Source organism: Actinoplanes cyaneus, from assembly GCF_016862095.1.
Taxonomy (GTDB): domain Bacteria; phylum Actinomycetota; class Actinomycetes; order Mycobacteriales; family Micromonosporaceae; genus Actinoplanes; species Actinoplanes cyaneus.
This window is the reverse complement of record NZ_BOMH01000048.1, coordinates 60,737-78,916: the sequence shown is the minus strand read 5'-3', so window position 1 is coordinate 78,916 and position 18,180 is coordinate 60,737. Positions and strand designations below refer to the sequence as shown.

18 protein-coding genes and 1 tRNA gene are annotated in these 18,180 nt (G+C 69.4%); 8 read left to right on the top strand and 11 right to left on the bottom strand.

Annotated elements, in window-relative coordinates; all coding sequences use genetic code 11:
• The first annotated feature begins 41 nt into the window (after nt 1-41).
• Nucleotides 42-560 carry a pyridoxamine 5'-phosphate oxidase family protein gene (locus tag Acy02nite_RS31605; RefSeq protein ID WP_203748340.1) on the top strand — a complete coding sequence of 173 codons (519 nt, stop codon included), beginning with the start codon at nt 42-44 and terminating at the stop codon, nt 558-560.
• A 208-nt stretch (nt 561-768) separates the two neighbouring features.
• On the opposite strand, the gene Acy02nite_RS31600 is transcribed toward Acy02nite_RS31605, so the two are convergent.
• Nucleotides 769-2,496, bottom strand: coding sequence for a hypothetical protein (locus Acy02nite_RS31600; protein ID WP_203748337.1), 1,728 nt, complete (start codon nt 2,494-2,496; stop codon nt 769-771).
• Between the two features lie 166 nt (nt 2,497-2,662).
• Between Acy02nite_RS31600 and Acy02nite_RS31595 the strand changes: the two genes are divergently transcribed.
• Nucleotides 2,663-3,514 carry a PSP1 domain-containing protein gene (locus Acy02nite_RS31595; RefSeq protein WP_203748334.1) on the top strand — a complete coding sequence of 284 codons (852 nt, stop codon included), beginning with the start codon at nt 2,663-2,665 and terminating at the stop codon, nt 3,512-3,514.
• A gap of 184 nt (nt 3,515-3,698) precedes the next feature.
• Here Acy02nite_RS31595 and Acy02nite_RS31590 read toward each other — a convergent pair whose 3' ends face one another.
• Nucleotides 3,699-5,492, bottom strand: a complete 1,794-nt coding sequence (locus tag Acy02nite_RS31590; RefSeq protein ID WP_425548224.1) for a metallophosphoesterase — start codon at nt 5,490-5,492, stop codon at nt 3,699-3,701.
• Nucleotides 5,493-5,559: 67 nt separating this feature from the next.
• Between Acy02nite_RS31590 and Acy02nite_RS31585 the strand changes: the two genes are divergently transcribed.
• Nucleotides 5,560-5,633 (top strand) — tRNA-Thr (locus Acy02nite_RS31585).
• Between the two features lie 303 nt (nt 5,634-5,936).
• On the opposite strand, the gene Acy02nite_RS31580 is transcribed toward Acy02nite_RS31585, so the two are convergent.
• Nucleotides 5,937-6,551 carry a hypothetical protein gene (locus Acy02nite_RS31580; RefSeq protein WP_203748316.1) on the bottom strand — a complete coding sequence of 205 codons (615 nt, stop codon included), beginning with the start codon at nt 6,549-6,551 and terminating at the stop codon, nt 5,937-5,939.
• Between the two features lie 144 nt (nt 6,552-6,695).
• The gene (locus tag Acy02nite_RS31575) at nt 6,696-7,601 is read right to left on the bottom strand and encodes a sensor histidine kinase (protein WP_239175397.1); all 906 of its coding nucleotides are present in this window, start codon (nt 7,599-7,601) and stop codon (nt 6,696-6,698) included.
• Between the two features lie 687 nt (nt 7,602-8,288).
• Between Acy02nite_RS31575 and Acy02nite_RS31570 the strand changes: the two genes are divergently transcribed.
• Genes Acy02nite_RS31570 through Acy02nite_RS31560 form a run of 3 tightly spaced genes read left to right on the top strand, consistent with a single transcriptional unit; the run spans nt 8,289 to nt 11,361 of the window.
• Nucleotides 8,289-9,494 carry an efflux RND transporter periplasmic adaptor subunit gene (locus Acy02nite_RS31570; protein WP_203748313.1) on the top strand — a complete coding sequence of 402 codons (1,206 nt, stop codon included), beginning with the start codon at nt 8,289-8,291 and terminating at the stop codon, nt 9,492-9,494.
• A 29-nt stretch (nt 9,495-9,523) separates the two neighbouring features.
• On the top strand, nt 9,524-10,180 hold the full coding sequence (locus Acy02nite_RS31565; protein ID WP_203748517.1) for an ABC transporter ATP-binding protein: 657 nt from the start codon (nt 9,524-9,526) through the stop codon (nt 10,178-10,180).
• Entirely contained in the window at nt 10,177-11,361 is a 1,185-nt protein-coding gene (locus tag Acy02nite_RS31560; protein ID WP_203748311.1) for an ABC transporter permease, read from the top strand. Before Acy02nite_RS31565 ends, Acy02nite_RS31560 begins: the two co-directional genes overlap by 4 nt.
• Before the next feature lie 78 nt (nt 11,362-11,439).
• Here Acy02nite_RS31560 and Acy02nite_RS31555 read toward each other — a convergent pair whose 3' ends face one another.
• Genes Acy02nite_RS31555 through Acy02nite_RS31545 form a run of 3 tightly spaced genes read right to left on the bottom strand, consistent with a single transcriptional unit; the run spans nt 11,440 to nt 13,747 of the window.
• Nucleotides 11,440-11,832, bottom strand: coding sequence for a PPOX class F420-dependent oxidoreductase (locus tag Acy02nite_RS31555; protein WP_203748308.1), 393 nt, complete (start codon nt 11,830-11,832; stop codon nt 11,440-11,442).
• Nucleotides 11,833-11,846: 14 nt separating this feature from the next.
• Entirely contained in the window at nt 11,847-12,476 is a 630-nt protein-coding gene (locus Acy02nite_RS31550; RefSeq protein WP_239175396.1) for a TetR/AcrR family transcriptional regulator, read from the bottom strand.
• Between the two features lie 53 nt (nt 12,477-12,529).
• The gene (locus Acy02nite_RS31545) at nt 12,530-13,747 is read right to left on the bottom strand and encodes an MFS transporter (protein WP_239175395.1); all 1,218 of its coding nucleotides are present in this window, start codon (nt 13,745-13,747) and stop codon (nt 12,530-12,532) included.
• Between the two features lie 33 nt (nt 13,748-13,780).
• On the opposite strand from Acy02nite_RS31545, the gene Acy02nite_RS31540 reads away from it, so the two are divergent.
• Nucleotides 13,781-14,941 carry a geranylgeranyl reductase family protein gene (locus Acy02nite_RS31540; RefSeq protein ID WP_264653347.1) on the top strand — a complete coding sequence of 387 codons (1,161 nt, stop codon included), beginning with the start codon at nt 13,781-13,783 and terminating at the stop codon, nt 14,939-14,941.
• A gap of 76 nt (nt 14,942-15,017) precedes the next feature.
• Here the strand turns inward: Acy02nite_RS31540 and Acy02nite_RS31535 are convergent, their stop codons facing one another.
• The 4 genes from Acy02nite_RS31535 to Acy02nite_RS31520 all read right to left on the bottom strand — a co-directional run bounded on the left by Acy02nite_RS31535 (nt 15,018) and on the right by Acy02nite_RS31520 (nt 17,279).
• The gene (locus Acy02nite_RS31535; RefSeq protein WP_239175394.1) at nt 15,018-15,536 is read right to left on the bottom strand and encodes a DUF6226 family protein; all 519 of its coding nucleotides are present in this window, start codon (nt 15,534-15,536) and stop codon (nt 15,018-15,020) included.
• 56 nt (nt 15,537-15,592) lie between these two features.
• On the bottom strand, nt 15,593-15,793 hold the full coding sequence (locus Acy02nite_RS31530) for a DUF397 domain-containing protein (RefSeq protein WP_203748302.1): 201 nt from the start codon (nt 15,791-15,793) through the stop codon (nt 15,593-15,595).
• A gap of 200 nt (nt 15,794-15,993) precedes the next feature.
• Nucleotides 15,994-16,188 (bottom strand): DUF397 domain-containing protein, encoded by a 195-nt coding sequence (locus tag Acy02nite_RS31525; RefSeq protein WP_203748299.1) that lies wholly within the window; start codon nt 16,186-16,188, stop codon nt 15,994-15,996.
• A gap of 644 nt (nt 16,189-16,832) precedes the next feature.
• Nucleotides 16,833-17,279: a DUF6232 family protein gene (locus Acy02nite_RS31520; protein ID WP_203748296.1), complete on the bottom strand. Its 447-nt coding sequence runs from the start codon at nt 17,277-17,279 to the stop codon at nt 16,833-16,835.
• Nucleotides 17,280-17,706: 427 nt separating this feature from the next.
• Here Acy02nite_RS31520 and Acy02nite_RS31515 point away from each other — a divergent pair, with 427 nt between their 5' ends.
• Nucleotides 17,707-18,165, top strand: a complete 459-nt coding sequence (locus tag Acy02nite_RS31515; RefSeq protein ID WP_203748293.1) for a DUF2231 domain-containing protein — start codon at nt 17,707-17,709, stop codon at nt 18,163-18,165.
• Nucleotides 18,166-18,180 lie beyond the last annotated feature (15 nt).

The following is an 18,180-nucleotide window of genomic DNA, read 5'->3' as shown; positions in this document are numbered from 1 at the left end:
GTGTAACGAAACCGGCCGCGCGCCGCCGTTATTGTTCGTCGATGCCGTTGAACAACCCCTGGCTGGCCGAGCCCGCGCCGACCCGTCGTCTGACCCGGGACCGGCTGGAGGAACGAATCCTGAATCTGCTCGCCGGTCAGAACATGTGTGTGCTGGCCACGTCCGGTGCGGACGGTCCAGCGGCCACGCCGGTGCGGTACTACTCGCTGGAGTTCGCCATCATGTTCACCGCGTCGCCGCGCTCGCCGAAGATGCGCAACATCGCGGCTGACCCGCGGGTCTCCGCCGGTGTTTTCGCGCCACTGACCGGGTTGGCAAGCAGCCGCGGCGCGCAGATCTTCGGCCGCGCGCGGGTGCTCGGGCCGGACGACCCGGCGCAGGCGCCGTACTGGGAGGCGTTCCGCTGGGAGAACGAGCACGTCGAACGCGGCCGCCCGGTCACCGAGCCGCCGCCTGAAACTCTGGTGGTCATCGAACCGGACCGGATCGTCTACACCGAGCACTGGCTCCGCCGCGACGGCTATGCCCCGCGTCAGTTCTGGCGGCGCGACGACGAGTGATCCACTGTGGTCCAAGCCGGATCAGCCCGGGCTGTCGGTAGACCATCGGCCTGCCCCGAAGCCGTACCGGTGACCCACGTCCGCTGGTGGTCGCCTGTCGGACCGGCCCGATCCGGCCGACAGGCGACCACCGCATGTCCGGATCCCGGCGCCGGCACGGTGCCGAGATCCGAGTTCCGCGAGGTGCGCGGGTTCCGAGTTCCGGCCGTCAGGCGGCCCGGCGGCGGCGGGCGCTCAGCAGCACGGCGAGCACGCCGCCGACCAGCAAGCTCGCACCCATGACCAGCATCGGGGCGATCCGCGGCCCGGTCATCGGCAGCGTTCCATTCCGGACTCCTGACTCGACGACCCGCTTACCGTGCTCCGGTGCGACAGCGGCGGCCTCCAGCACCCCGATCCCCAGGTCGGCGACGACGGCAGTGGACGCGTAGCCGGCCTTGCCTCGCCCCTTGTCCGGCGCCGGTCGCACCACGGCAACCTTGATCGCGGTGGCCCGCGCAGCCAGCGCATGGCCCTTGGACGCCTGCCGGACATCGCCGAGCGACACTCGAACGACCGTTTTGCCGTCCGCAGGGGCGCTCGCCCGGGCCGGTGCGCCGCCGCCGCTTCCGCCCGACGGTGCGGGGAGCCCGGGAATCGACGGCACTGGCGATCCCTGCGACGGCAGGAGCGTAACCGCCGACGACTCGGTGACCTGGCCAATGTCACTCACCGTCACGTCTACGTGGTCACTGCCGGTGCTCAACCTCGTACGGGAAATGGTGGGTCCCGAGATTTCGACGACCGCGGGCCGGTAGCGAACCTCGCCCCCGGCGGTGGCGGACATGCTGACCCGAAGGGTCGGCGCCCGCAGCACCCGGACCCGCACCTCGCCCCCGGCCAGGGTGAACTGCCCGGCGCTGATGGTCGACGAGGCGACCGTCAGCGCGCCGTTCCCGTGCCCGCTCAGCGCGGTGCTGCTGGTGGCCGAGAAGGTCCCCGGTACGTCGACGAGCCCACCACCCAGCGTCATCCGCTCGGCCCGGGTGACCGAACGCGAGGTCTCCCCGTCGGCGGCCGCGCATCGCATCGCCGGATTCCAGCGCGCGTGCGCGGACATCGCCCCGGCGCCGACTTGGATCGGCCCGAACCGCTTCGATCCGGTGTGCTGCTCGAGCGGCGTGCCGTGCGACGGCGGCGCCTGCTGCAACACCTGCTCGGCCGCGGGCGCTCCGGCGACGCGCCCGTCCAGCAGGAGTCCCGCAGCCGCCGACTTGACCGGCCCGTCCGCGATCATGACGCTGCGGGAGTCGCCGACGCCGACGCCGCTGATCACCCGGGTGCCGTCCCCGTCGCTGGTGGCGCTCGGTTCGGCGGGCTCCGTCCGGTCGTCGTCACGGGCCCGGTATGCGGCCGGAACGAGGCCGCCCAGAAGATCACCGACGCCGCTCAACAGGCCCCGCGGTCGGGTGGCCGACTCCGGCGCCTTCGTCCCGCTGTGAGGACCCGTACCAGCCGGGCTCTGGTCGTCGGTGTTCTGGCTGCCGGTCTGCCCGCCGGCCCGGCCGTCGTCTCCGCCGGTATCCGGGGCGGCCCCGGCTGCGCTCCCACCCGCAGCCGGGGCCGACCCACTCCCACCCACAGCAATGTCTGATTCGTCCGCCGGGGCGTCTCCGCCGGCCCGCTCGGGAGAGCCGGGGGCCGAGACCGATGGCCGCTCCCCGCTGTCCCGCTTCGTCACCCCGGCCCCGTGCTCCCGCTTCCGGGCGCCCCGAAGGTCGAGCCGCTCGATCCGCAGGAACTCCGCTTCCGACTGGGCCGCGTACCGCCCGGTCCGCTCGCAGGGTGCCGGCGCCCGGTGCAACGGCGAGGCGGCCTGGGCGGGCAGCGAGACGGTGAGCGTGCTCGCGAATCCGAGCGCAGCGATGCCGGCGGCCAGCGACCGAACAGGTGTCATGGCGGTTCCTTTCGACGCGGGCCGCCGCGGCGGCGTCTACGGGACTAGCCAACGAAGGTCGATTAGGGCGGTTGCGCAGCATCTATGCGACAACCCGCGCGGGTAGTTCAAAACCGGCATTTGGTACGGCTCGTCAGGACCGCCGCTGGGTCGTAGGGTTGTTCCCATGGGCATGCTGTGTGCGGTCAGCTTCAACCGGTATGGCCGTCTCTACTACCTCGACCCGGGTGAGTTCACCCCGTCCGTCGGCGACCGGGTGCTGGTCCCGACCGACGACGGTCCCGAGGTGGCGGAGTGCGTCTGGGCGCCGCAATGGGTCAGCGAGGACACCGACGGCTTCCCCAAGATCGCTGGCATGGCCGTCGACGACGATCTGCGCCGCGACGAGACGCTCCGCAAACGCAAAGCCGAGGCCAAGGTCGCCGCCAAGAAACTGATCAAGGCGCACGAACTGCCGATGAAGGTCGTCGCCGTGGACCACGTGCTCGACCAGGACAGCGGCAGCGGCGACCGCACCACGATCTACTTCACCGCTCCGCACCGCGTCGACTTCCGCTCCCTGGTTCGCGACCTGGGCGCCACCCTGCACTGCCGGGTCGAGCTGCGCCAGCTCTCCGCCCGCGACTCGGCCCGTGTCCAGGGCGGCATCGGCTCCTGCGGCCGCGACCTGTGCTGCGCCACGTTCCTGACCGATTTCGAGCCGGTCACCATCCGCATGGCAAAAGACCAGGACCTGCCGCTGAACCCGCTGCGCATCTCCGGAGCGTGCGGCCGCCTGATGTGCTGCCTCAAATACGAACACCCGCTGTACCAGCAATTCCAGGCCACGGCCCCGGCCATCGGCAGCCGCGTCACCACCCCGGAAGGCGACGGCCGGGTGGTCGCCCACAGCGTCCCGAAAGACTCGGTCGTCGTCCGCCTCGACGCCGACGGCTCGCGTTGCTCCTGCTCCCGGGCTTCGGTCTGCGGCCCCCGCCAGGCCCACGACGCCCAGTACAACCCGGACCCGACGGCCTGAGAACACCCATCCCGAAGATCAAATTCTTCTTTGCCGATCTCCGCTGTGGTCCAGATCGTCGCTCCCGCGGGGACCCTCCCGGGCGTTGCAGGGCCGTGGCCGGCCCAGAGCGCAAAGCCCGGAAGGGCGATGTCCGTGGGTGGGCGCGGTCAGCCCCAAACCAGAGCCGTGCGACCCAATCTGATCAGAAACGCGGAGCGGGCAGGTCGGTGAGGACGATCGGGGGCTCGATGCGGCGAACCGACAACGGCGTCTCCGGGCGCACCCACGGGGCGTGCGGCTCCCTGTCCGGGTCGGCGGACCACTGATGGCAGACCCGGTCCACGCCGAGCGGGTGGATGGTCAGGGTGCCGTCCGCCGCGATGTGGATCCGCAGGAAGCTTTTCGCGTCCTCGATGCCCTGACCCGCGTACAGCTCGTTGAGATTGACGTCGAAGTTGCCCGCCACCAGCAGATACAGCGCGACCAACTGCGTCGCCAGGATGGCGATCACCGGGCCGTAGATGACGGCCGCGGCCACGAACGGCGCCGGGAACGGCCAGTGGTGGAACCACAGGTGTAGCCACACCCAGGCTCCGCCGGCAGCCAGGGCGATCTGCGCCACGCCGTGCGACAGCCCGAGGATCCAGTGCCGGGCGTGTTTCGAGGAGGCCGCGCCGGGTGGTCTCGCGAACAGGACCGTGCCGACCAGGATCAGCGTGACCATCAGCAGCAGCGGGATGCTGAACAGGCGTTTGATGTCGTCGGGCTGCCGGACGGCGCTGGCCATCGGCAGCATGGTCAGCGTGTGGATGATGCCGAGCATGGTGGCGAACCCGGCGTTGCGCCGCGGCACCCGGTGGAAGACGCCCCAGCTCAGCTTGCGGGACGCCGGAGCATCGGGGAAGCGGGCGGCCAGCCGGTATTCGCGGCTGAGGCTGCGACTGCGGGTCAGCGTCTCCTTCGGCGGAACGGTCAGCGTGGGCGGCAGATTCTGCGTGCCCAGCAGGTACGCCCCACCGCCCCCGCAGGTGATCAGCTCGCGCTCCTCGCCGGTGTAGCGCGCGTAGTGGTGCAGGTCGCCGGAGACGAGCACCCGGACCTGCGCCTGGGTGGGTGCCAGGATCGTACGGATGAAGTAGTCGACCGCGTCGTAGACCTCGGGATCGTCCTTCGCCTTCACCCACGTGGGCGACGGCGTCATCAAAATGACCCGATCGTCGGCGCCGATCCCGCCGGCGGCTTTCTCGAAGTAGAGCAGCTGGGGGTCGTCGATGTACGCCCCGAACTGCTCGTCCACCGCGAACAGCCACCAGTTGTTCGGCAGTTTCACCGCGAAGTACGACCGCTGCTGTTCGGTACGCCAGCCACCGATGTGCCCGTCCTTCCGGCGCGCGAACAGGCGCAGGAACGCGGTCAGGCCGTCGTACCAGTCATGGTTGCCCGGCAGGGCGAAGAGTGTCGGCCGTGGCTCGCCGGCCGGCGCCTCGGGCAGCGCGGCACGGTACGGCCCTTTCATCCGGCTCTCGTAACCGTCCCCGCTGGCCAGCGGATAGACCTGGTCCCCGCCCATGAGCAGCAGCCGCCCACGGGGCAGCGCCGCGCCGTCCACCGCCAGCGACGGCTGGGCCAGCAGCCATGCGATCGAGTAGGTCGCGTCGAAGCCGTCGCCCAGGTCCGCGACGTAGTCGAGCCAGATCTCGCCGTCGGCTGTCCGCGAATGGTCGAAGTAGTCGTCGTCCATCGCGTTCTGCAGCTCGCGCTTGTCCAGGTACGCCCCGAAGAGAATAGCGAGCAGCGCGCGCAGACCGGTGCTGAGCAGCAGCAGGGGCGCCAGCCAGCCGATCGGTTTGCGCCGGGTGAAGCCGAGCTCCTGCGGGTCGAGGCTGGTCGGGCGGGTCGGCACGGTGTGTTCCGCCCCGGATGGCGGGGATGGGGCAATGACAGGCTTCGACTGATCGTCCGTCACAAAAGGCACACTAGTGCCGCGGCGTGACATCGGCAGTCCCGATTGGTGCGACCCGAGCGATCGGTGGGAGAAGGGTGCCGTACACTTAGATCTCGTTGCCGCCTTAGCTCAGTCGGCTAGAGCGACGCACTCGTAATGCGTAGGTCGACGGTTCGATTCCGTCAGGCGGCTCAGAGAACGGCCCTGACCAGGGTTTATCTTGGTCAGGGCCGTTGTTTTTCGGCCGGTCCGGCGCGCTTGCTCCGCACCGTCTCCGATGCGATCCAGGTCGTCAGCGCACCCTCGTACCAGTCGAGCAGGGGGCGGACCCGACGAGGCGACCGAGAGCCTGAGGGGCTCGGGATCGGGCCGGGCACGACGACTCACCTGAGGGCGCCGGTAGTCATCGGCGCTGTAGCTGGCCGGTCTCGGCCGGTCTGCCCGGCGATGCGAGCCGGCGGATTCCTGGGCCGGACCAGAAGTCCGGCCCCGCAATCATTTCAACGTCGAGTAATAGCTGGCGAAGCCCTCTTGTTCACAGTCCTGCATCCAATGAGCCTTGCTCCCACTGGGCATTTCGTCGACCGAACCCAACTCGCCGTCCTCGAGGACAGCCTTGATGCCGTGGTCATTCAGGCACTTGATGAACGCCTGCATGTGATCGGCGTACGCCGGGTCGAGCCGCCTGGCACGGTCCCGCGCCATCTCGGGTTGTTTCGACGCGCAATTCTTCTTGAGGTCAGCCCGCACCTTGTCGGACAAGGGGCCCCAAACATCCGAGATGTTGGCGGGATCGATCGTGCGCCCGCCCTTCATGACCGCTGCCTTGGGAAGGCCATTCGTCAGCAGACAGTCGGCGAAGACATCCGACGCGCGTTTGGCCTCCTCGGGGGAGGCGTCGAGCCGGATGAGGGGACGCTCCGCTGCGACGGCCTCAGCGGAGGCGGCGGCGGACGGCTTCTGGATGCTGGCGACACCCGTGGTGCCCTGGGCGCCGGGCGAGGAGTCGGTCTTGGCAGCACCACTGCAGCCGGCGGCGAGAGTCAAGGCGACGGCGGCGGTGACAACCACTGCCGCGCTACGCGAACGGGAAAAGCCGATGATGGACATGCCGGGATTCTCACGGTGCAATGTCAGCGAACTGTCGGGATCCCGAGGCAGGCTTGTTGGCTCTGGTCAGTCTCGCGATCCCTTGATCGAGCACTTGCCCGGCGTCTCGCGGCGCTCGGCGGTCCCTGTCTACCGGCGACCGGGTTACGTTGGCGCTTGACGGGCCCGGGGCAGGGTGATGGTGAAGGTGCTGCCGACGCCGAGTCGGCTTGTCGCGGTTATCCGGCCGTCGTGGGCCTCGATGAGTTTGCGGGCGATTGCCAGGCCGAGGCCGCTGCCGCCGGTGGTGCGGCTGCGGGACGAGTCGGCGCGCCAGAAACGGTCGAAGATTCGTTGCAGGTCTGCGGGTGCGATGCCCGTTCCGGTGTCCGCGACCTCGATGGTGAACTGATCGTGGGTTGCGGCGGTCCGGAGGGTGATGACACCGTTTTCGCCGGTGTGCCGGATGGCGTTGGAGACCAGATTGCCGACGACCTGGCGCAGCCGGACCGGGTCCACCGACAGCTGCGGGTCGACGGTGAAATCGGTCGAGAGGCGTACGTGCTGAGACTCGGCGATCCCGCGGTGTGCGTCGGCGACCTGCGTCAGGACGTCGTTGAGGTACACGTACTCGGGATGGAGCCGCAGGTTTCCGGTGTCCGCGGCGGCCAGGTCACGCAGGTCGTCCACCACGCGTTGCAGCAGGGACGTCTCCTCGAACAGCACCTCCAGCAGCTGGGCGTCGGTCGGTGTCATACCGTCCTGGGCGGCCTCGATGGAGCCGCGGATGTTGGTCAGCGGCGTGCGAAGCTCATGGGCCAGGTCGCTCACCAGGGCTTTACGTTGCGCCTCCATGGTTTCCCGCCGGTCGAACAGATCGTTGAGGGCCACGGCCAGGTAACCGATCTCGTCGCGGGCGCCGACCGGGACCCGGCCCTGCTGGTCGACCGGGCGGCGGACGGACGCGGTGAGCCGCCGCAGCGGCCGGACCAGACGGGTGCCGACCAGGAGGGTCGTCCAGCTCCTCGCGCTCGCGAGCAGGAAGGAGGTACGGCCCGACCGCGCGAGCATCGATGACTGCCTTATCCGCATCGTTGCTGCCGGGGTTGACCCGGAGCGGGTCGACGACGGCCGACGGCCGGGCGCCTTGCAGGCTCGGTCCTGCCGACGAGTCGGCGATCGGCTGGCGGTCCCCGGTGAGCAGGGTGACCCGATGGCCGGTACGTCTGCCCAGTTCCTCGATGGTGGGCGAGACACCGTCCCAGCTCGAGTGGGTGGCGGAGAATCCGATCAGAGTGTCGTAGACCAGCGTGTCATCGGCGAGCGAGCGACCTTGTTGCTGCGCGATGGCCCGGGTCGTCGTCTTGACCGTGAACCACGCGGTCGCCGCGATCGCAGCGATGGCGATCACGATCGACGTCGCCAGCAGCCGAACGATCAAACTACGATGCCACGGCAGGTCAGGAGAGCGCATCGGCGTCTTTCGGTGCGACGGACGGATCGGTGAACTTGTATCCGAGGCCGTACACGGACAGCAGCCAGGTCGGCCTTGCGCATACCCGGCGGACTATAAGCCGCCACCGGTCGCCGTCGCCAAATGTGCGGTTTTTCCTTGACAGTTTCCCGACAATCGCCCGGCAGCCTGCCGGTATGCGAATGATCCCTCGATCCGTGCCCGCCGGATCGGCCATCCCGGCGGCACCCCAGCCGGGTCGATCCCGCAGCCGACGCCGTCTTGTCGTCATCGTCTGTGTCATCGTGGCCCTGTCCGTCGTGGGTCTGGGTCTCGGCTTCGCCCGGTGGGCCGGTCGAGCCGACGCTGCCGACCAGAAAGCGGAAATCGTCACCCCGACGGCGACCGCGACGGTCACCAGGGGTGACATCTCCACCAGCCGCAGCATTTCCGGAACTCTCGGTTACGGCGCTACCCACGTCGTCAGCGGCAGCGGGAACGGAGTGATCACGTGGCTGCCGGCCGCCGGGACGACGATCACTCGCGGACAGCGGGTGTACGCGGTGAACGACCGATCCGTACCGCTGTTCTACGGCAAGATCCCCCTGTTCCGGGACCTGGACACCAAGGGCACGGTGGGGCGCGACGTGCGGATGGTGTTCGACAACCTGCGCGCCCTGGGCTACGAGGTAGGTGGACAACCTTCACCGGGAACGGTCGTTACCGAGCCCGTCCCGTCCACCGCAGACTCGGCGGACTCATCACCTTCGTCCGTTGCCACGCCCGCGGCGCCCGCGGGCGCTCCTTCGCCGGCTGCCACGACGGATGAGGGCGCGAGCACCACCTGGACGCAGCCGCAGACCAGGGCAGTCAGGAGGACGGTCCGCGACGGTGAAGCGGTCCTGACGGCGGCCCTGATCAAGGCGATCAAGGCCTGGCAGCGGCGCCTCGAGCTCCCGGCGAGCGGCGAGCTCACAGTCGGTTCGGTCCTGGTGCTCCCGGCCGCGGTCCGCGTCAGTGCGCTTTCGGCGCAGGTCGGCGCCCCCGCCACGGGAGATCTGCTGTCGACCACGTCGACGAGCAAAGTGATCACCGTGCTGGCCGACCAGAGTGAAGCCGCCGCCATCGACAACGGCGATCACGCCACGGTGGCCCTCTCCGACGGCACCACCACGCCGGCCAGAGTGACCTCGGTGGGCACGGCGTTGCAGACCCAGGACGGCGGTGACCCGTCGAGCCCGAAACTCACCATCACCCTCGTCCTGGACCAGCCGTCGAAGCTCAAGCAGGTCGACTCCGCCGATCTGCAGGTCTCCTTCGCGGCGCAGACCCACAAACAGGTCCTGACCGCCCCGATCAGCGCGCTGCTCGCGCTGCAAGAGGGCGGGTACGCGCTGCAGACACCGGCCGGCGCCCTGATCGCCGTCAAGACCGGCATCTTCGCCGACGGCCAGGTCGAGGTCAGCGGCGCCGGCGTCGAGGAGGGCATGACCGTGGTGACGACGTCGTGAGCACGGTGCTGTCGGTGTGCCGGGCAAGCATGCGGTACGCCCCGGAGGTCACCGCTCTCGACGATGTGTCCCTCCGGATCGACCAGGGCGAGATGCTGGCCATCGTCGGCCCGTCCGGCTCCGGCAAGTCGACTCTGCTGAACATCATGGGCACGCTCGACCGGCCCACCTCCGGCACGATCGAGATTCTCGGTCAGGACGTCACCCGGCTCTCCGACCGCGACCTGTCCGAGATTCGCGGCCGACGGCTCGGCTTCATCTTCCAGCAGTTCCACCTCACCGCCGGGCTGAGCGCCGCCGAGAACGTCGCCACCGGCCTGCTTTACGCCGGCATACCGCGGCGCAACCGGCGCGCAATGGCCGAGGAAGCCCTCGACCGGGTCGGGCTCGGCCATCGAATCACCCACCGGCCGCACGAGCTGTCCGGCGGGGAACGGCAGCGGGTGGCCATCGCCCGAGCCCTGGTGAACGGTCCGGCCCTGGTGCTGGCCGACGAACCGACCGGTGCCCTCGACACGGCCAACGGCCAGGCCGTACTGAAACTGCTGACCGAGCTGAATGCGGAAGGCACGACCATCGCGCTCATCACCCACGACCGGGACATCGCCGCCCGGGCACCACGACAGGTACACATGCGCGATGGACGCCTCATCGCGGACGTACTCTCGCCGGGCAGTGCCGCATGAGCCGGCTCGGCCCTCGTGACCTGCTCGGTGTCGGCCTGATCGGCATCCGTACCCGCAAGATGCGAGCACTGCTGTCGGCGCTGGGAATCTCCATCGGCATCGCGACGATGGTCGTGGTCACCGGCATCCCGGCCTCCAGCCAGGCGGATCTGCTGCGGACCCTGTCGGCATTGGGCACCAACACCTTGCAGGCGGCACCCGTCGATCGCGACCCGCCGGTGACGCTGCCGGAGGGCGCGCCCGCCATGGTGGCGCGGATCGGACCGGTCCTCACCGCCAGTGCCGTGGCCAACACGCACACGGTGATCCGCCGCAACGATCGTACCGATGCCCAGGACGGGCTCGGCCTGACCGTCCTGGCCAGCAAGAGCAACCTGCTGACCACCCTCAAGGGCACCGTCCGTACCGGTCGTTTCCTCGACGCCACCAGCGAACGACTGCCCATGGTGGTGCTCGGCTCGGTGGCCGCGACCCGGCTCGGCTTCAGCGACCTGCCCGCCGGTACGACCAAGCCGCAGGTGATGATCGGCGACCAGTGGTTCACCGTCATCGGCATCCTGCACAGCGTCGCGCTGAACCCCGACATCGACCGCGCGGTGCTGATCGGCTGGAACGCCGCCCAGACGCTGCTGCATTTCGACGGTCATCCCACGGTGATCTACTTGCAGGCTCAGGAGGACTACATCGAGGCCGTCCGGGCCGTGCTACCCGCCACCGTCGACCCGCAGCACCCGTCCGACGTCCGGGTCACCGCCCCGTCCGACGCGCTGGCCGCCAAGCGGGCCACCCAGACCAGCTTCTCGGCGCTGTTCCTCGGCCTGGCCGCGGTGGCTCTGCTCGTCGGCGGCATCGGTGTCGCCAACACCATGGTGATCTCGGTCCTGGAACGGCGCGCCGAGATCGGGCTGCGCCGCGCGCTGGGTGCCCACCGCGGTCAGATCCGGGCCCAGTTCCTCACCGAGGCGGTCGTGCTGTCCGCGCTGGGCGGCATCGGCGGAACCCTGCTCGGCATCACCGCGACCACCGGATACGCGTGGTCGCAGAACTGGCCGGTGGTCATCCCCGCCGCGGCAACGCTGGCCGGCCTCGGCGGAGCAGCGCTGATCGGGGCGGTCGCCGGCGCCTACCCGGCGATGCGAGCCGCCCGGCTCATGCCCTCCGAGGCGCTCAGCGGAACCTGACCAGCGATTGCCGGGCCGAACGAGGAGTCCGGCCCGGCAATCATGTCGGCGTCCGGCCGTGAGCCTTTGTCGCACGCTTCAGGGCGTGTGCACCTTGTCGATCTCGATCTTGAGCAGGACCCGCTGCTGCTCGCTGCTGCCGCCGAAGCCGGGGTAGGGGCGGCCGAGGTACTTCTGGGAGAGCTCGTCGATGCTCTCCCGGGCGCCCTCGGTGGTGGCGTCCACGACCCGGCCGCGCAACGCCCAGTATCGCGACGGCGCCGCCGGGTCGGCGACGCCGATGGCGATCCGGGGGTCGCGCTTGATGTTGCGGGTTTTCTGGTGCGTGTCGACCGTGTTGATCAGGACGTGTTCGCCGTCCGTGCCGGCCCAGGTCTGGGAGATCTGTGGCGAACCGTCGGGCATGAGGGTGGTCACGAAGCAGATCGGCTTGGCGTGGAGAACTTCGAGCAGTGCGTCGGGCAGGGCCATGGGGAGCTGATCCTTCATCTGTGGTCGTTGTAGAGGAGGTCGATGGCTGTCTCGTCCGGCGGGTCGCCGGGCAGATCGGCATGGCGCAGACCGGCCAGGGCGACCGCCAAGGCGCGGCGCCACAACCGGGGTGCGTGATCCCGGGAGGCGTCCATCACGCTGCCGACCATGACGTGCGCCGCGGCGAAGTCGGCCGGGGTCGCGCCGGGCGGGAGCTGGCCGGCGCGGACGGCCCGGGCGATGAGGCCGGCGACCAGCGGGGTCATCCGCTCGTGGGCCCGCTGCACCAGTGCGGTGGCCTGGCTCCGGCTGCGGAGCAGCTCGCCCAGCCCACGGCTCTGCGCCTCGATCTCGAGCTGCCGCTCGAGGAACCAGGCGAGCCCGGCCCAGGCGTCCTCGTTCCCCGCGGCCTGCTCGGCCAGCTGGATGACGGTGTCGATGTGTTCGCTGAACAGGGCGTCCAGCAGGTCCTGCCGCTGAGGGAAGCGGCGGTACATCGTGCCCATACCGGTGCCGGCGGCGCGGGCGATGTCCTCGTACGGCACGTTCAGGCCGTTGACCGCCATGAGCTCGTACGCGGCACGAAGCAGCAGCTGACGGTTGCGTTCGGCGTCGCGCCGCAGCGGAGGGACGGCATCGGTCACGTCACGACCGTAGCCAAGCGGAAGAGGAATTCCAAGTTGAATACGACTTCCACTTAGCTGCTCGCGACCGGCGGAGGCGGTGACCCGGCTGGTGCCGCCGCCGCTGCGCGCATCGGGGCGAGCGCCGGCGACAGCAGGATCGAGAGGATCAGCAGCACGCCGACGGCGAGCAGACCCCGGCTCACCGTGACGTGGTCACCGAGGAAACCGATCAGTGGCGGCCCGCCGAGGAACGCGATGTAGCCGATCGACGCGACCACGCTGACCCGGGGCGCCGCCTTGGCCGGGTCGTCGGCCGCCGCGCTCACGCCGACGGGAAAGCCGAGCGAGGCGCCGACACCCCAGAGCAACGCCCCGGCGAACGCCGCCACCGGGTGTGAGCCGAACGCGAAGAGCAGCAGCCCGCCGAGCCCGATCACGGCGAGCACGCGGACGACCGGGACCCGGCCGTGCCGGTCGAGCAGCCCCGGGCCGTACCACCGGCCGATAGTCATCGCGGCCAGGAAGACGGCGAAGGCGAGCGTCCCGAGCGATGCCGAGGTTCCGTAGTCGTCGATCAGCGCGATGCTGATCCAGTCGATGCCGGCGCCCTCGGTGAACGCGAAGGCCAGCACGAACACCCCGATCAGCAGCGTGCGCGGCTCCCGCCAGAACCGCATGAAGCCGGACTTGTCCTCGACGGGGGCCTCGGCGGTGCTGTCCGGGCCGAATCGCTGCACGGCGACGGCGACGATCACCGCGGACGCGGCAATCATGATCACCATGTGCACGGTGACCGAGATCCCCACGGCCACCGCCCCGGCTCCGATGAGGGCCCCGGCCACGGTGCCGACGCTGTACCCGGCATGGAACCGCGGCATGATCGCCCGCCCGAGCCGCTGCTCGACGACCGCGCCCTGCACGTTCATCGCGACGTCCCACGCGCCGGTGGCGAACCCGTAGACGTAGAGCCCGATCACGACCGGCAGCACCCCGAACTGGTAGCCGACCCCGACCGCGCTCATCGCCACCCCGAGGACCAGCGCCATCACGGTGACCGTCCGCCGCGAGCCGAACCGTCCGACGATGTGCCCGGCCAGCGGCAGGGAGGTGATCGAGCCGACCGCCGTGGCCAGCAGCACCAGACCGAGCCGGGAGGGGCTGAGCCCGAGCGAGTCGCGGATCTGCGGGATGCGGGCGGCGAAGCTGGCCATCGCCACACCCAGGAAGATGAAGGCGAGGTAGACCGCACGGGTGGTGGCGCGCAGATCGCCGTCGCTGGTGGTGATCACTGCCCCGAGGCTACCGGGCTCTAGAATCCTTCCGTGCTGGTGGAGCCGGAGTGGGACGTCGCGGTGATCGGGGCGGGTCCCGCCGGGCTCGCGGCCGCGCACGCCGCCGCGTCCGAGGGCGCGCGGGTCGTGGTGCTGGAGCGGGCCGAGCATCCGCGCTACAAGACGTGTGGGGGCGGTCTGCTCGGCAGTTCGCTGCGGCTGAGCACGGAACGCCTGGCCACGGTGCCGGTGCGGGACACCATCACGAGCTTGACGTTCACCCTGGACGGGCGCCGCGAGTTCACCCGGAGCTCGGCGCAGCCGCTGCTCTCGCTGGTCCGCCGCGACGACTTCGATCACGCCTGGGCCGAGGCGGCGAAGCGGGCGGGCGCTGTCGTCCGGCAGAACACCCAGGTCCGCGCGCTGTCGCAGGACGAGGACGGGGTCACGATCACGCTGGCGAGCGGCGCGACGGTGACCGCGCGGGTCGCGATCGGCGCCGATGGTTCGGCCGGTGTCACCAGCCGGCACGTCGGTGTCGTCTTCGAGCAGCAGGACCTCGGCCTGGAGGTCGAGCTGGCGGCCACGCCGGAGGATCAGGAGCGCTGGCGGGGACGGGTGCTGCTGGACTGGGGGCCGTTCCCGGGGTCGTACGGCTGGCTCTTCCCGAAGGGTGACGAGCTGACCGTCGGCGTGATCATGGAGAAGGGCCGCGGCGCGGACACCAAGCGCTACCTGCACGACTTCGTCGAGCGCCTGGGACTGTCCGGCCGCACGGTGCTCCGCGACTCCGGGCACCTGACGCGCTGCCGTGCTGCCACGTCACCGGTGCGCAAGGGGCGCGTGCTGGTCGCCGGTGACGCCGCGGGCCTGCTCGAGCCGTGGACCCGCGAGGGCATCAGCTATGCGATCCGGTCCGGGTCGTGGGCGGGCGAGGTCGCTGCCGGCAATCAGGAGCTTTGCGCGTACGACCTGAGGATCGCCGCCGAGCTCCAGCCCGAGATGGTCGCCGGCCGTCGCCTGCTCGGCGTCTTCGCCCGGCACCCGTCGATGGTGCACACCGTGATGTCCAGCGGGGTCGGCTGGCGCGCGTTCAGCGGCTTCTGCCGGGGTGACTTCTCGATGGCCGGCGCCCTGGGACGGCCGGCGGTGAAGGCGGCGCTGCGTCTGCTCGGCAGCCGACCGGCGCAGGCCCAGCCGGCTACTGGTTGACGGCCGCCGCAGGCCCGGCCGGCTGCCGGTGGGGCGGCCGGCGCAGGTCGAGCCGGCTGCCGGTCGACGGAAGGGGTCAGGCCCGCACCTGCCATGGGCCCCACTGCACCGGGGCAGCGAATCCGCCCCGCCGTGCCTCGCGGGCCCCGGCCTGTGAGAGCGGGCCTTCCTGATCGGCGCGCACGCCCGCGCCGATCAGTCTGGCCTCGAACCAGGACCCGGTCAGCCCGCGCCGGACCCGCTCCCACAGACCGCCCTCGACCAGCGCGGACGTGTGGCTGCGCAGTTGCTCGGCGAGTTGTCCGGGTTCGTCGTCACAGGCGTCGCACCCGCACAGCGGCAGGCTTTCCCGCCACCACCGGCCGAAGTGCAGGTGCAGGCCGGAGTCGGTGAACCGGATGCCCAGCGGCGCGGCCGCCGGGGTGCGGGGGATGAGCCGGACGGTCCGCGCGAGCGCCTCGTCGAGCCCGGGCGGCTCCTTGCTTTCCCGGCGCTCCACCTGGTAGCGCTCGGTCAGCTCGTCCAGCAGGGTGTCGGCCGCCTCGTGCAACGTGGTGACGCGGTCGGGTTCGGTGGCGTGCCGGTTGACGTCCACCAGAGCAGTATGCCGCGCTCGGCCCGCGGCACCCAGGCGCTCCGGTGGCGCCGGTTTCACGCGTTGCTGAACTCGTCGGACTTGACTGCGGCCAGGAAGGCTTCCCACGCGTCCCGATCGAAGTCCAGCGGAACGCCCTCGGGATTCTTGGAGTCCCGCATCAGGAAACGCTCGCCGTTCCTCGCGACCTCGACGCAGGCCCCGCTGGCGCAGCGTCTGCTCCGTCGCCAGATCGATTCACCGGTCATCTTGATCATGTCTGTGCACCTCCGTGACGGTTCGGTTCCACGGTAAGTGATGACGAAGAATGCGGAAGGTCACCGGCATGAGTGAAAAAGAAAGGACGCCGCTTATCTCACTAATTGTGAGCTATGCGGCGTGGATTAGTATATAAATATGTAATTTGCGAGTACTTTGACGGACCCGCTCCTTGTCGGAGCGGGCCGCTCAGAAGTCTTCAGAAACGGAACTCGCCCGCGCTGACGCCCTCGACGAACGCGTCCCATTCGGCCTTCGTGAAGGACAGGGCGGCGGCTTCGGGGTTCTTGGAATCGCGGACCAGGTAGGTGTCGTCGATCTTCGCGACCTCGACGCAGGTCGACGTGCCGCAGCGGCTGCTCTTCCGCCATGCGGGCGCGTTCATGTTCTCCATCTGGGGACTCTCCACGGTTTTCTCGCCGCGCCCGTGAGTGGGCGGGCTCATTGGTTGTCTATGGGCCCGAGGCGGCCGGTTGTGGTTCCCGTGCTCCCGGGCCGTTCGCTGCTGCCGCATCAAGATGATGTCTTTATCGTCAGCGGCTTCGTGCCAGACCGCATTGGCACGTGCGCGTTGTTTCGCGATGGCTTCTCGGTCTTGATTCATTCCGTCACCGATTCGGGTCTCCCGGCACAGCGTTGCCCTCCCGCCTGCGGCGAGAGGGCCGGAACTGGCATTGCTGGTGACCGTCGCGTCGCAATCGGACGGGACGTTTCGGATCTCCGCGACCGAGGCGCCGGCCGACGATGTGTCCCGGAACGACGGGAGAGCGGCTCGGTCACGCGTTCCGCGGAACGCGAGCCGGCCGCGCCGACGCGCGACAGTGGGTGTGTCACCCTCAGCCATGGGACCTTCATCGTTGAAGTGGTCGAACCGAGTCTGCGATGGAGCCCTAGTCACTTTGCTACCTCGCTGAGTGCGAAGTGGCAACCAGCGAGGTCGCGGACATCCTAGTACCGTCTTATCAGAACGAAAGTCGGCGGGTGGGGTTTTGGCTGGATTTGCCGGGGTCACCCGTTAGGAAATTCCATCCGAAGCGGTCAGGCCGCGGCCAATCCATAACCCCAAGGAGTACGACGGCCGTCTTCCATGGCCCGGCGCAACGCCCGGCCGACCTGATTGAAGACGCGCACGTCGGCGGACGAATAGAGCACGACAGCGGTGCCGTGGTACTGCGCGTGGAGTTCCCAGCGCCGTGGCAGACGCCAGAAGTAGGCCAGGACCGGACCGGCGATCGCCAGGAAAGCGATTACATAGAGTGTCGGATTCGCCAGCAGGGTCCATCCGGCGGCGACCGAGAGCAGCGCGCCGGCGGCGAGGTGGGGAGCGTAGGGGCGGGTCCGCGCCGGGGTCTGCACCAGCCCGACGTGCCGGAGTTCGGCGACGGCGAAGCTCAGTGATTCCGGGGACGTGTGCCAGGTGAAGAGCGCTTCGGTGACTTCAGCGTCCGACCCGAGGTAGTAGGTGCGTAGGCCGCGTGTGCTCATGGCGCACTCCTTCTCGCGTTACCTTGCGAGGAGGAGAAGACCGGGACACCATTGGCGCTGGAGCCAACCCGCCTCGCTCGTGAAGCACTGGACTCGCTCATGAAGCACTGAACGGTCGCGATGGGAACGTCGGACAGTGGGATAGGTGTTGAAGAGAGAGGACAACGGCACCCGTTTGCCGCCGGGTGCCGTTGTTTTGTCTCTCCCTCCAACTCCGCCCTTGGTGCTCTACGCTCAGTGAAGCACGCCACGTATCGCTCCGCCACAGGGCTAACTGCCATGTTGCAGATTACGGGGAACCCGGCGACGGACCGGACGTGTGGCACTCGGCACCGTCGATGGAGTTTCATCGCTGGAAGTACCGGGCAAGCCAACCGATGAAGCCGCGACAATCCTGCGTTTTCGCAGGTAGGAAGGGCGAATCCGGATGGAGAGCCGATTGAGTGTCGCGGGGCAGACGGTGCAACCCGTGCTGATCATGTTCCCGCTGGGCCTGTTCGCGATGGCCGTTTTGTTCGATCTCGCCGATTTGCTCGGTGGTCCTACCATTCTTGGCGCGCTGGCCTACTGGAACATCGTCGCGGGTCTGGTCATCGGCACACTGGTGGCCGTGGCAAGCGCGGCCGACGTGATGTTCCTGCGCCGCCCCCAGGCCCGCCGGCTGGGCGCGCTGCGCACGCTGATCAACCTCGGGGTGCTCGTCGCGTTCGCGGTGATCATGATGGTCCGGGTGCGGGCGACCGATCGGGTCGCCGGCGGTGGCGTGTTCCTGATCGAGGTCCTCGCTCTCGCCCTCGCGATCTTCGGCGCCTGGTTCGCCGGTCAGCTCGCCAACGGCCACACCCCGGCGTTCGCCCGCGCTGCCACCGGAGCCCGCGAGTACTGACAGCGAAGACGGCGG

Bases quoted from the DNA above. Each gene is read 5' to 3' on its own strand.
- Acy02nite_RS31590 (WP_425548224.1), bottom strand. From the start codon at position 5,492: ATGTCACGCCGCGGCACTAGTGTGCCTTTTGTGACGGACGATCAGTCG.
- Acy02nite_RS31580 (WP_203748316.1), bottom strand. From the start codon at position 6,551: ATGTCCATCATCGGCTTTTCCCGTTCGCGTAGCGCGGCAGTGGTTGTC.
- Acy02nite_RS31595 (WP_203748334.1), top strand. From the start codon at position 2,663: ATGGGCATGCTGTGTGCGGTCAGCTTCAACCGGTATGGCCGTCTCTAC.
- Acy02nite_RS31520 (WP_203748296.1), bottom strand. From the start codon at position 17,279: ATGAGCACACGCGGCCTACGCACCTACTACCTCGGGTCGGACGCTGAA.
- Acy02nite_RS31600 (WP_203748337.1), bottom strand. From the start codon at position 2,496: ATGACACCTGTTCGGTCGCTGGCCGCCGGCATCGCTGCGCTCGGATTC.
- Acy02nite_RS31525 (WP_203748299.1), bottom strand. From the start codon at position 16,188: ATGGAGAACATGAACGCGCCCGCATGGCGGAAGAGCAGCCGCTGCGGC.
- Acy02nite_RS31530 (WP_203748302.1), bottom strand. From the start codon at position 15,793: ATGATCAAGATGACCGGTGAATCGATCTGGCGACGGAGCAGACGCTGC.
- Acy02nite_RS31555 (WP_203748308.1), bottom strand. From the start codon at position 11,832: ATGGCCCTGCCCGACGCACTGCTCGAAGTTCTCCACGCCAAGCCGATC.
- Acy02nite_RS31605 (WP_203748340.1), top strand. From the start codon at position 42: ATGCCGTTGAACAACCCCTGGCTGGCCGAGCCCGCGCCGACCCGTCGT.
- Acy02nite_RS31560 (WP_203748311.1), top strand. From the start codon at position 10,177: ATGAGCCGGCTCGGCCCTCGTGACCTGCTCGGTGTCGGCCTGATCGGC.
- Acy02nite_RS31575 (WP_239175397.1), bottom strand. From the start codon at position 7,601: ATGCTCGCGCGGTCGGGCCGTACCTCCTTCCTGCTCGCGAGCGCGAGG.
- Acy02nite_RS31565 (WP_203748517.1), top strand. From the start codon at position 9,524: ATGCGGTACGCCCCGGAGGTCACCGCTCTCGACGATGTGTCCCTCCGG.
- Acy02nite_RS31515 (WP_203748293.1), top strand. From the start codon at position 17,707: ATGGAGAGCCGATTGAGTGTCGCGGGGCAGACGGTGCAACCCGTGCTG.